Source organism: Neoakkermansia glycaniphila (assembly GCF_001683795.1).
Taxonomy (GTDB): Bacteria; Verrucomicrobiota; Verrucomicrobiia; order Verrucomicrobiales; family Akkermansiaceae; genus Akkermansia; species Akkermansia glycaniphila.
Window position 1 is genome coordinate 322,637 of the sequence record NZ_LIGX01000002.1, and the last position, 11,076, is coordinate 333,712.

Sequence of the window (11,076 nt, forward strand, 5' to 3'; positions counted from 1 at the left end):
TCTTTGTATGCTTGTACTTTCATATGGATAGGAAAAAAGATGTATGATGACTGCCGACAAACTACTTCTTGTCTTTGCCGAGAATAATCTGATGCGGCATGGGAACACCCGGAGTCCCTCCCGGCACAGCCGGTTTCACCGTTGTGTCCGCATTTGCGGCAGGCTGGCATGCGCTCACGGCGCAGGACACAGCCACAAGGGCGGCCACTTTGGCCAAAGCAGGATAACTGCGTTTGGCTGTATCTTTGTATGCTTGTACTTTCATATGGATAGAAAAAAGATGTATAATGATTGCCGACAACCTACTTCTTGTCTTTGCCCAGAATAACCTGATGCGGCATGGGAACACCCGGAGTCCTGATTTGCTGCTGTTGCTGGCACGCGCCCACGGCGCAGGACACAGCCACAAGAACGGCCACCCTGGCCATGGTCGGGTATGTTTTTCGAATCGTCGTTTGGTATGGTTGGACTTTCATGATCGGAAACTGTATGTATGGATCAAAACGCGAAGGGATGTACAGGAAGCTTCGCACGATCAATCACCCTGCACAGGAGTTTGCGGCTCTACACGCGCTCTGCCTGTCATGGCAGGTTTCCCCTTGGCCGGTGCGATATTCGGACGGTCGGACGCATGCGCGCGGGCTGAGCCTTTCGCATCCTGCGACGCCTGAGCAACCGCGATTTTCTCCGGACAAAAAGGTGCTTCTCCAAGAAACCTCACAGGCTGCTGCTGGCACGCGCCCATGGCGCAGGATACCGCCACAAGGGCGGCCACTTTGGCCAAAGCGGGATAAGCTCGTTTGGCTGTATTATTGTATGGTTGTACTTTCATATGAATAAAAAAGATCATGTATGGTGACTGATCAAAACCTACTTCTTATCCTTTACGATCAGAACAGGAGGAGGAGAAAAAGGAGGTGCGCCACCAATCTGCTGGACTTGCTGGCAGGAAGCGACCGTACCCGCTATCACGGCAACGGCAGCAACCTTCGCCAACGAGGGGTACATTTTTTCAGAAGCCTTTTGAGGCGGTTGGACTTTCATCTTTGTCGAATCTGTGAATGTGGTCAGCCGTGCGACATTACTTCCCGCCTTTCACGGGAATACTCTTCTGGGAAATCGGCGGCAGCCCCGGAGGCCCCTGATATTGCTCCTGCTGTGGTTGCGGCTGCTGTTGGCACGCACTCATGGCACAGGAGACTGCGACGAGAGCGGCTATTTTAGACAAAGCCGGGTAAAAAGGAGTACCCGGGGATGGAGGTTTGACTTTCATATTCGTTGTGAGGGATAGGAATGGATTCATGAATCCGCTTTTTTGCCGGATTGTTCGGCTGCGCCCTTTTCAGGCTGCGGCAACCAATACCGGATATGGTCACCCCTGTCTTTTTGATATTGCTGCAACAACTGAATCACCAGCTTCATCGACTCCACTTGCCGGGCGCATTCCTGCTTCCGTTGTTCATCGATAAAATCTGTTTCGGACTCAATGTCCTTGATTTGTCTTCCCAGAATACGAACCGCGCGCTCGATCGCCTGCTTGTCCTGACGGTACTCCTCAAGATCGGAAGGCGTAATGTGAGATTTCCCACGAGTACGCAGCATTCCCCCGGCAGTCTCTACCGAACTTGAAACCCCTTTCCGGGAGAGATTGCCGTCCAGAACCTTCCGGGCCGTTTCGATCAACTGCCTGTTTTCTTCAGCGCACCTTTGCTGCTCTGCCGAATCGTGTTTTCCGGAAGCCGGTGCTGACTGGCCGGGCACGGGAGGCGTCGCAGTATTCTGAGCCTGTGCAATGCTGCCGAGCAAACATGCGGCAAGCGCAAAACCTGCTGCCGTGGCCCGGGACGGATATTCCGGCTTGCTGCCGGCATGGATGGGATGTTCTACTTTCATAGGGGATTGATTGTTTGTATGGATGTTTAATGGAACCGGAAAAAATATCGCGAATGATGCACGAACCGGAATACAGATTCATTTCAAGGGAGATTGCGTTCACACAGTCGGGTATTCATCATTCGGGCAGAGGAGGGGAACGCATCTATCATAATCAGGGCGGCGATGGAGTGTCAACATCTGTCGGCGGCATTGGAGAGCGATTGTTGAAGAAAAATAAAAAAACACGGTTACTTGCTTCCTGAAAGACAAATCAGTCGATATCCCCATACTCGAAAGACAATTCCCGCAAGAACTCCCGCTGCTCCTGCGCATGTTTCCGTTGCATCTTCTGCCGTTGAACGACCTGCTCCAGAATCAACTGCCGCACATCCTCCAAAGCTTCATCCGGATCAACCCCGGAACCGTCCATCAACCGCGAATAAGCCTCTTCCCGAGCTACCGACTGCGAATAAAGCAAATCAGACCGCTCACTCTCGTGCAACTCCACGAGAGAATCCGCCATCTTCAACAAAGCCTGATACCGATGCCACAGCCGATCGCGCCTGGCAAGATACCGTTGCACGATCCAATCCAAGGCACGCATCTTCTCCTCCGGCACAGGCTTTCCTTGCAGCAGCTCTGCTCCGAGAAGCTTGTCTTCCTCCTGCCTCTGGCGATCATACATCATGAAACTCGCCATCCGGTAAGTGTCACGGAGCTTCGCAGTGAATTCCCAAGACGATCCCGGCATCACCGCATCATTCGCCCAAAGATTCGGAAGCATGGCTTTCACTTGTTCTTTTGTACAGAGAGGCACATCCGCCACCTTCGGCGGCCATTCATCCGGGCAATAGTCCACGCCCGTGAGCGACTTATTCCGTGAGAAATTTTGCCGGCGAGCTTCTCCATGGTCAACGCCAACATCGGTAACACCTCTTTCCCCTGAAGAAACACCTTCCACCTTGCCCCATTTCTTTCGCAACTCCCGCCTCTCCCGCACATGCGACAGCATCATCCCGCCTGCCGCCGCCAGTTTCTCCTTCGGCATATCTTCATCGGTATAGGCATGTTTTCCGAGTAGCAGATATGATTCACGCAGTTGCCGATGATGCAGGTAAAACTCGTCGGCACGCCGCTGATAGGCCAACCCGGAACCGGAGAGGACCCTCCCGGGTTGACGTAACGGCAACGCCAGCACACCATCCGGGCCGACCTGTTCCATGCAGAACCGGGCACGCGACCGACCGTATTTCCGAACCATCTCCTGCACCTGCTGCTGCACAGCTTCCGGAATCGGGCTACCTCGGTCGGCATACTCACCCAATAAGGTCTCCTCCTCCGCTTGTTGCTGGAGGAACAACTCTTCTTCCGAACCATATACCCACTCTTCCGTCAACTGATCACGGGAGGGAAGCGGCGGAAACGGATCTTCGGCAACAGCTACACACGGCATGGAGCCCAACATGCAAGCTGCTGCCACAACGGCGAACCGGAAGAGTGAAGAGCAGGCAGTATCTTTTCGATCATCAGTTTGTCGCATTTTCATCAAGGTAGAAATCATTCGTCGTGCATACCGGATAGCAGGTGCGGGGAGGCAACGGAATCCGACGCGGCATCCGGCAACCCGGCTTTAGCAGCAAGCTGCGCACGCAGAGCCTGGCGCTCCCGAATATGCTTCAAAATCAATCCTTGCAGATCGATAAGCATTGCCTGCGGCATCGGCGAAGCATCGCCGAAATGGTAACCCAGAGCGAGCCTGTGCTCGGCAATCTGCCTGTTGTACAGCTTCCGTTCTTCCGACCGCATACCGGCCGCAGCCTCGGCCTCCGGTCTCGGCATCCTGCCGGAAGCCCGTATATCGGCAAGCTTCCGCTCATCCGGCCATCCGTATTGGCTCAATATCCGCACATAATCATCGGCGTATTTCGAAACAATCCCTTGCAACTCCTGCAAAACGGCAGGCGGTACGCTTGACGAACCGTTGGCATAGCGTTCCAACAGGGCATGCTCCTCATCCAGCATCTTCTTCTCCATGCCTCGCACATCCTCTTCCAGCAGGCGGTAGTAAAGAGTCCTTCCATCCCTGTTACGCACCTGAAGCGACAGAAAATCGCTCCACGCCTGCAACCTCTCGCGGGGCATAGGCTCATCGGCACACGCATAGGCGCCGAGAAGTTCATACGCCGACATGCGGCTGTCCTTCAGCAGCATCTCATTGAGCCCCTTCATGTAGGAAACGACAGGACGATGGATCGGCGGCACGCCCAGCGTCGAGGTGCGCAACCCGAACCGCTCGCTGCCGAATGGCGGCACGCGCCACAACTTCGCACGCAGCTTCGCATATTCTGCGGTACTCTCCTGCAACTGTTGCATCACAGGTTCCGGCACGGTGCTGCCACCCCCGGCATACGGCGCGAGCAGCGCAGCTCCCTCCTCCATCTGGCGGACGAACAAGGCGAGATCTTTCACCTCAAGCTCGTAGATGGCATCGTGGTTCACCCACACACTTTCAGGTGGAGCAGCAATCCACCACGCCACGCCGCCTGTCGCCAGCAGCAGCCCCGCCACCACCGCGAGCCGGGTACGCGAAGGATAGGAAGGGCGCTTTTTGTTTTCCGGCGGCTGGATATTCATGGGTAATGGAGCATCGTGAATGAGAACGAGGCAGGTATCTAAAGCTTGATTTACTCTCCCGGCGAAGCCGATTTCGTTGACTTTGCCTCACTTCCGGAAGGCGCATATTTCGCCCTCAGTTCCTGCCTTTCGGATATTTGCTTCAAAAGAAGATCTTTCAGAGCTACCAGCTTTTCCTTCGGCATCGCTTCGTCCGTATAGGCGTACTTGCCGAGCAGTCTATAGAGCTGATCTCTCTGCTCTTGATTTTGGTAAAACGTCCCGGAAATCAGAGCATAATTATCTCCCGGTTCCAGAGCAAGCGCGCCCAGCGTTCTGACACCAGGATTCAGAATTTCTCCCTGTTTGGCAATCCGGTCACCCCAGATGGCCGCACGCTCACGGGCGTATTTCCGCACCATAGCCTGCAACTGGTTCTGCACGGCTTCCGGTACGGGAGTCTTGCCGTCGGCATAAGGCGCCAGCAAGGCTTCCTCTTCGACCTGCTGCCGCTCGTACAAGTCTTCGTCCGCAAACCTGGAATTTATCGGCGGCGCATACCGGGTTTCCGTTGCAGGCACGGAAGGTGCGGGAGTTTCCGCAGATTGCGCCTGCGGTACGGCTCCCCACAGGCAGACGGCGGCCAGAGCGGCAACCCCGGCGCGCGTCGGATAAGCAGGGCGGTTCTTGTTTTCAGGATGTTGTATATTCATGATTGATTCAAGGAACGTTAATTGTTCAGTCGATGTATCAAAATCTGTACAGTCTCAGTTCTGTGGATGGATTCAATGACCGGAGCATCTCCATTTGTTCTGCTTGATGCTTCTTTTGCATTTCCGCCCGCTGCCTGATTTGCCGGAAGACAAGCTCCTTGACTCCCTGAAGCGATTCGTCCGTCACAGCGGTACCGTCGAGCCCCAAATAAACAGGCGCACCGATCTTTCCATATTCGCCATAAATCTCATGCTCCTGCATTTTCCGCAGCTCATCCGCCTCTTGCTTCTGCCGCTGCAGCAGAGCATCCTTTTTCTCTCCGAGTTCGACGTATCGGTTTCTCAATTCTTCCCGTTGAGCAGCATATTTCAGCACCAATTCCCTCAACTGCTGCATCGTACCGTCTGGCACGGGCGGAGCTCCGTTCCCGACATAAGCGCCCAGCAAGGCTTGTTCCTCAGCCTGCTGTTGCAAATACAAAGAAGACCGGGCTTCGTCGTAGGCATTTTGTAATTGTTGCGTCATCTGCTGATCCGACAAAGGCTCCACATGAGCTGCTCTTATTCTCCGTACTTCCACACAATCCGGCTGCTCAGGCGATGCCGTCCGTGATTCCTGGACAATGAGCCCCTTCACGACTGGCTGCTTATTGATTGATACCGGGTCCAAGACGCCAGCATGCTTCAACGGCAACGCCTTTCTCTCACGAACATGCGAAAGCATCGCAGCGGCCACCTGCGCCAGTTTTTCCTGCGGCATATCTTCATCGGTATAGGCATACCTGCCAAGAACATCATAGGAGCGCATATGCTGTCCCTGAATCAGATAAAATTCTTCGATGATCTGCCGACGCCTCGATTCGGGTTCGACGGCGATCCTTCCAAGACTCTTCGGATTGCTCGGCACCAAAGCTTCGCCATGAATTTTCCCTTGCCATATTCCGGCACGCTCTCTGGCGTACTGCCTTACCAGATCCTGCACCTGCTGCAATACGGCGGCGGGAAGAGGTTCGTTCCGGTCGGCGTACGCGCCCAACAAGGCGTCTTCTGCTGCCCGTTGCCGGGCGTACAAGGCTTCATCCTGCCATAGGTGTTCCAAGGAAGAACCGGGCGAGGACTCGTCCACAACAGCCGGCGACGGCGGGGTTCCAGCGGCGTAGGCCTGAGGCATGGATCCCAGCATGCAGGCGGCTGCCATGGCGGCGATTCCGGCGATCGATGGATACGCCGGACCTTTATTGTTATCGGGTGGTTGTATATGCATGGCCGTGTTGGAATGAGTGTGTCATGGATGTGGTAGAACCGTTCGTATACGGGAATTCACGCTCGCCGCCATACATGCGCGGCAAAGCGACGGTTTGTTGACGTTCGGGCGGGGTCGTTGCACGGCGTTTTTGCCAGACCATGTTCCGTTCCCTGACCCGCCGCAAGAACAAGGCCTTCAACTCTGCATCAGACATGTTTATCCGATTTGAAATACTATAAACAAAGAACAAATCGGAGAGTTCTGACGCCATACTCTTCCTGAAATCCTTGTAGGGATTGATGAAGTGAAATCCGGCGGACGAAACAATGCACCATCCCCTGTCAAGTTCACCTTGCTTCCTGCCAATTTTGCTCTTCGCATCGGCATACCGCCCGATCATCTCCTTCAAACGGGCAACGACAGCATCAGGTATGGCTTGCCCGCTTTCCGCATACGCCGCCAACAGTTCATCTTCCTCGGCATACATCCGATTGTAGAGTTCTTCTTCCTCATACTTCAACAGCATCAAGCAAACCGCCTGCGGAACGGCTCGCCAGAGCGACACTTTCTCTAGCGATTCATTCTCTCCCTCTAGCTCCAAAACATACAACTGCTCGCCGATCGTCTTTTTCCACTCGTGCCATACCGACCTGAATCCATCGTCTGGCACCGTAACAATAACACCTGCCGAAGCCGGAAGCGCCAGCCACGGCAGAACCCAGCCCGCCAATGCCAGAACCGCTGCCGCCCGCAGGCGGCGCATCTTCAGTCCATGTTGCAGTTGTTCACAAACCCAGCTCATCGCCGACTGTCCGGTTATTGATTTCCGTTTCTGTGCGGCTGAGGAATATCCTCAAGGTTGGCAGGCATCCGCAGCACGACACCCTTGTACACCGGTGGCCTCTCTTTCGGTTCGACCTTCACTTGCCCGGCCTTAAGCACCGGGGGGACATCTTTCGGTTCGATTTTCGTTTGCCCTTCCGCTCGAACGCGTTCGCCCTCGCCTGTTCCATCCTTCTTTGGAGCCTCGATCCGCGATCTTCCGGGTACTGGCACCGGCTTAGGTTCCGCACGCATTTCACCGAGCGTTATTCGAGGCCGGGTATCCTGATCACCGGAGCTTTCATCCCGGCTTGGCGCAGGCGTGCCGACGACGACACCCGGAGGACGTTGCACCGTCGTACCGGAAGTTTCAGAGGGCTTGGCCGGGACTTCGTTCGCGTACGATGGAGAAAGGGGTACCAGCAGGCACGCCACAGCCATGGATGCAACACCGGCATGCGATGGATACGCCGGACGGGATTTCAATGAGGGATGTTCTACGTTCATCGGGAGGGGGAGGGTGGATATTTTTCGCGTATAATTTCTTTTGATGCAGTATAAATCTTCCGTCGAGCTTCCGTCAAGGAAATTCAGGCGTTTTTCATCAATTTTATTTTTATCTTAAAATTTGAATATTAACGAATTACAACACAAAAACAAAACGCCGACAAACAAATAACATACAAACAAATGATATTCATTCATTTATCGAAAAAATAAAGCAGAATAATATTCCAACATTTTCATTACATTCCACTGCATCCAAAAGACGCAACCGACTGCATCGAGACGCGCAGGAAATCATGCACAGCCCGGCTTGCACCCTGCGTAAGAGCAGAATTCGAGCAGGTTGCCATCGGGATCACGCACGTAGAACGAGCGCATGCTTCCCCGCACGCCTGTTCTGTCCACGATTCCCAGTTCGACCGCAACACCGCGCCCGGACACTTCCTCCATCCATTCATCCAAATCCCCGCCGATCTCAAAACACAGATCCGCACTGCCGGACTGAATGCGCGCGGCGTGCGGCTCAAGTTCCCTGCCCCGCACGTGGACATTGATTTTGAAATCCCCCGCATGCAATTCGTAGCGCGCACCTGCCGCCCTTGCCTCGAACCCCAGCAGCTCATAAAACGCGAGGCAGGCAACGGGATCGGGCGTCGTGATGACGAGGTGGTCCAGTTTTCGGATAGGCACGGCGGATTTCTTCAGGTTGAAACCGGAGCGGCGCAACGGGCAGGAACACTCGGCTGCGCATGCATACTCCGGACATGAAGAGTACACCCCGCGTGCCCGGCAGGTCAATCGCAATCCGTGCAATCGCATACGGATGCCGCACGGCGCGCCTCTTCCGGAAATCGCCGAAAAGGCAGCACATCCCCCGGCGATTCGTACTAGACTTCCTTGCCGAAACCTGTTACACTGCGCCGTCATCCGTTATGAAAGAGCAAGTCGTCGGTCTGATTCCCGCCCGCTGGGGTTCCTCGCGTTTTCCCGGCAAACCCCTTCACCTGATTGCGGGCAAGCCCCTTGTCCAGCATGTCTGGGAACGGGTTTCCTCCTGCACGCGTCTGGACTCCGTCGCCATCGCCACGGATGACGAGCGCATTCGCCGAGTAGCGGAGGCTTTCGGCGCACGCGTCATCATGACCCGCGACGACCATCCCAGCGGCAGTGACCGCCTCGCCGAAGCCGTGCAATCCTTCCCCGAAGCCACGCATGTGGTCAATATCCAGGGCGACGAACCCCTCATCGACCCTGCTCTTGTGGACGAGCTGGCCTCCGTGCTGCTGAACGATGCCGGCATCGCCATGGCCACCGCCGCCTGCCCGCTCGACAGCGACGCGGATTTTCACGACCCGAACATCGTCAAGGTCGTCTGCACGCTCGGCGGAGAAGCCCTGTACTTCTCCCGCTCGCCGATCCCCTTCCCCCGCAACGCTCCCGTTCTGAAACCTCTCCGCCATATCGGCCTGTACGCCTACAGGAGGGAATTTCTGGAAAACTACGTCCGCTGGGAACCCACCCCTCTCGAAACCGCCGAATCCCTGGAACAGCTCCGCGCACTTGAGCACGGAGCGCGTATCAAGGTCGTTCCCACCGATCATCTTGCACCCGGCGTCGACACGCCGGAGCAGGCTGCCATGATTGAGCAGCTCCTTCAACATTAAACCAACACACACCAAACTCACATCATGAAATACATCTTCGTCACCGGAGGGGTCGTCTCCTCTCTCGGCAAAGGTCTGGCAGCCGCATCTCTCGGCACACTTCTGGAACGATGCGGCCTCCGCGTCACCCTCCAGAAGTTCGACCCCTACCTGAACGTGGACCCCGGGACGATGAGCCCCTACCAGCACGGCGAAGTCTATGTGCTCAACGACGGTGCGGAAACCGACCTCGACCTCGGCCACTACGAACGCTTCGTCGACTGCAAACTTTCCCGCCTCAACAACCTGACATCCGGGCAGGTCTTCTCCAACGTGCTGTTCAAGGAACGCCGCGGCGACTACCTCGGCAAAACCGTCCAGTACATCCCGCACGTCACGGATGAAATCAAGGGCCGCCTGCACGAAGTCACCAGCACATCGGATGTCGACGTCATCATCACCGAAATCGGCGGCACTGTGGGCGATATGGAAGGCCACATCTTCCTCGAAGCCCTGCGCCAGTTCGCCCTCGAAGTAGGCCGTGAAAACGTCTGCTTCATCCACGTCACCCTCCTGCCCTATATCAAGGCCGCCGGAGAAACGAAAACGAAGCCCACCCAGCAATCCGTCGCCAAGCTGCGCGAAATCGGCATCCAGCCGGACATCATCGTCTGCCGCACGGAATACGACATGAGCGACGACGAACGCCGCAAGATCGCCATGTTCTGCAACGTGGAAGCCAAAAACGTGATCGCCTTCCGCGACGTGAAGAACACCATCTACGAATGCCCGCTCGACCTCAGCCAGGACAAAATCGACCGCATCGTCTGCAAAATCCTCCACCTCGACGTACCGGCTCCCGACCTCACCGACTGGCAGAACTACGTCGGCCGCGTCGTCCATCCCACGCACTCCGTGCGCATCGCCGTCGTCGGCAAATACATCGCCCTGCAGGACGCCTACAAATCCATCTACGAATCCTTCACCCATGCAGGAGCGGCGCACGACTGCCGCGTGGAAATCCTCCGCATCGATGCGGAAGCGCTCGAAGATCCCAAGGCAAGCCTCGACGATATCTTCCAGAATGTGGACGGCATCCTGATCCCCGGCGGATTCGGCAACCGCGGCATCGAAGGCAAAATCAAGGCAGCCGAATACGCCCGCACCCACAACATCCCCTTCTTCGGCATCTGCCTCGGCATGCAAATCGCCGTCATCGAATTCGCACGCCACGTCCTCGGCAAGAAAAAGGCGCATTCCACCGAATTCGACGAAAAAACGAGCTGCCCCGTCATCTGCCTTCAGGAGGAACAGAAAGACCTCACCACCAAAGGCGGCAACATGCGACTCGGAGCCTATGTCGCGAACATCACACCGGATACGCTGTGCAGCAGGCTCTACGGCCAGCTCACCATCAGCGAACGCCACCGCCACCGCTTCGAATTCAATCCCGAATACAGGGCGGAAATGGAAAAGGCCGGACTCGTCGTCAGCGCCGTCTCTTCCGAGCAGGGCCTCGTCGAAGTCGTCGAACTGCCGGGCCATCCCTTCTACATCGCCTGCCAGTACCACCCCGAATTCCAGTCCCGCCCCACGCATCCGCACCCGCTCTTCGCCGGATTCGTCGCGGCAGCCATCCAGCACAAGCAAGGGTAAT

General features: G+C 55.9%; 14 protein-coding genes. 2 read left to right on the forward strand and 12 right to left on the reverse strand.

The features are described 5' to 3' along the window. Window positions 1-61: 61 nt before the first annotated feature. The 12 genes from AC781_RS02155 to AC781_RS02200 form a co-directional block, all read right to left on the reverse strand. Window positions 62-265 (reverse strand): hypothetical protein, encoded by a 204-nt coding sequence (locus tag AC781_RS02155; protein ID WP_067772711.1) that lies wholly within the window; start codon window positions 263-265, stop codon window positions 62-64. A 37-nt stretch (window positions 266-302) separates the two neighbouring features. Beyond that, the gene (locus AC781_RS13915; RefSeq protein ID WP_156850304.1) at window positions 303-476 is read right to left on the reverse strand and encodes a hypothetical protein; all 174 of its coding nucleotides are present in this window, start codon (window positions 474-476) and stop codon (window positions 303-305) included. A 59-nt stretch (window positions 477-535) separates the two neighbouring features. Next, window positions 536-832, reverse strand: a complete 297-nt coding sequence (locus AC781_RS02160; protein WP_141675694.1) for a hypothetical protein — start codon at window positions 830-832, stop codon at window positions 536-538. A 249-nt stretch (window positions 833-1,081) separates the two neighbouring features. Beyond that, window positions 1,082-1,303 (reverse strand): hypothetical protein, encoded by a 222-nt coding sequence (locus tag AC781_RS13595; RefSeq protein WP_141675695.1) that lies wholly within the window; start codon window positions 1,301-1,303, stop codon window positions 1,082-1,084. After that, entirely contained in the window at window positions 1,300-1,806 is a 507-nt protein-coding gene (locus AC781_RS02165; protein WP_141675696.1) for a hypothetical protein, read from the reverse strand. The genes AC781_RS13595 and AC781_RS02165 overlap by 4 nt, the downstream gene beginning before the upstream one ends. A 340-nt stretch (window positions 1,807-2,146) precedes the next feature. Then, window positions 2,147-3,436, reverse strand: a complete 1,290-nt coding sequence (locus tag AC781_RS02170) for a hypothetical protein (RefSeq protein ID WP_067772719.1) — start codon at window positions 3,434-3,436, stop codon at window positions 2,147-2,149. Then, window positions 3,433-4,509 carry a hypothetical protein gene (locus AC781_RS02175; protein ID WP_067772722.1) on the reverse strand — a complete coding sequence of 359 codons (1,077 nt, stop codon included), beginning with the start codon at window positions 4,507-4,509 and terminating at the stop codon, window positions 3,433-3,435. Before AC781_RS02175 ends, AC781_RS02170 begins: the two co-directional genes overlap by 4 nt. Window positions 4,510-4,559: 50 nt before the next feature. After that, window positions 4,560-5,201, reverse strand: coding sequence for a hypothetical protein (locus tag AC781_RS02180; protein ID WP_067772725.1), 642 nt, complete (start codon window positions 5,199-5,201; stop codon window positions 4,560-4,562). Between the two features lie 37 nt (window positions 5,202-5,238). Continuing rightward, the gene (locus AC781_RS02185) at window positions 5,239-6,465 is read right to left on the reverse strand and encodes a hypothetical protein (protein ID WP_067772728.1); all 1,227 of its coding nucleotides are present in this window, start codon (window positions 6,463-6,465) and stop codon (window positions 5,239-5,241) included. Next, the gene (locus tag AC781_RS02190; RefSeq protein WP_067772732.1) at window positions 6,443-7,249 is read right to left on the reverse strand and encodes a hypothetical protein; all 807 of its coding nucleotides are present in this window, start codon (window positions 7,247-7,249) and stop codon (window positions 6,443-6,445) included. The genes AC781_RS02185 and AC781_RS02190 overlap by 23 nt, the downstream gene beginning before the upstream one ends. A gap of 14 nt (window positions 7,250-7,263) precedes the next feature. Continuing rightward, entirely contained in the window at window positions 7,264-7,776 is a 513-nt protein-coding gene (locus tag AC781_RS02195) for a hypothetical protein (protein WP_141675697.1), read from the reverse strand. Window positions 7,777-8,070: 294 nt separating this feature from the next. Then, window positions 8,071-8,466, reverse strand: a complete 396-nt coding sequence (locus AC781_RS02200) for a VOC family protein (RefSeq protein WP_067772857.1) — start codon at window positions 8,464-8,466, stop codon at window positions 8,071-8,073. 242 nt (window positions 8,467-8,708) lie between these two features. Here AC781_RS02200 and kdsB point away from each other — a divergent pair, with 242 nt between their 5' ends. Both kdsB and pyrG read left to right on the forward strand, forming a co-directional pair. Beyond that, window positions 8,709-9,440: a 3-deoxy-manno-octulosonate cytidylyltransferase gene (gene kdsB, locus AC781_RS02205; RefSeq protein WP_067772738.1), complete on the forward strand. Its 732-nt coding sequence runs from the start codon at window positions 8,709-8,711 to the stop codon at window positions 9,438-9,440. Between the two features lie 24 nt (window positions 9,441-9,464). Further along, on the forward strand, window positions 9,465-11,075 hold the full coding sequence (pyrG, locus tag AC781_RS02210) for a CTP synthase (protein WP_067772741.1): 1,611 nt from the start codon (window positions 9,465-9,467) through the stop codon (window positions 11,073-11,075). Window position 11,076 lies beyond the last annotated feature (1 nt).

Coding starts and splice junctions, on each gene's coding strand:
- AC781_RS13595 (WP_141675695.1), bottom strand. CDS start 1,303: ATGAATCCATTCCTATCCCTCACAACGAATATGAAAGTCAAACCTCCA.
- AC781_RS02180 (WP_067772725.1), bottom strand. CDS start 5,201: ATGAATATACAACATCCTGAAAACAAGAACCGCCCTGCTTATCCGACG.
- AC781_RS02155 (WP_067772711.1), bottom strand. CDS start 265: ATGAAAGTACAAGCATACAAAGATACAGCCAAACGCAGTTATCCTGCT.
- kdsB (WP_067772738.1), top strand. CDS start 8,709: ATGAAAGAGCAAGTCGTCGGTCTGATTCCCGCCCGCTGGGGTTCCTCG.
- AC781_RS13915 (WP_156850304.1), bottom strand. CDS start 476: ATGAAAGTCCAACCATACCAAACGACGATTCGAAAAACATACCCGACC.
- AC781_RS02185 (WP_067772728.1), bottom strand. CDS start 6,465: ATGCATATACAACCACCCGATAACAATAAAGGTCCGGCGTATCCATCG.
- AC781_RS02175 (WP_067772722.1), bottom strand. CDS start 4,509: ATGAATATCCAGCCGCCGGAAAACAAAAAGCGCCCTTCCTATCCTTCG.
- AC781_RS02190 (WP_067772732.1), bottom strand. CDS start 7,249: ATGAGCTGGGTTTGTGAACAACTGCAACATGGACTGAAGATGCGCCGC.
- pyrG (WP_067772741.1), top strand. CDS start 9,465: ATGAAATACATCTTCGTCACCGGAGGGGTCGTCTCCTCTCTCGGCAAA.
- AC781_RS02160 (WP_141675694.1), bottom strand. CDS start 832: ATGAAAGTACAACCATACAATAATACAGCCAAACGAGCTTATCCCGCT.
- AC781_RS02170 (WP_067772719.1), bottom strand. CDS start 3,436: ATGATTTCTACCTTGATGAAAATGCGACAAACTGATGATCGAAAAGAT.
- AC781_RS02195 (WP_141675697.1), bottom strand. CDS start 7,776: ATGAACGTAGAACATCCCTCATTGAAATCCCGTCCGGCGTATCCATCG.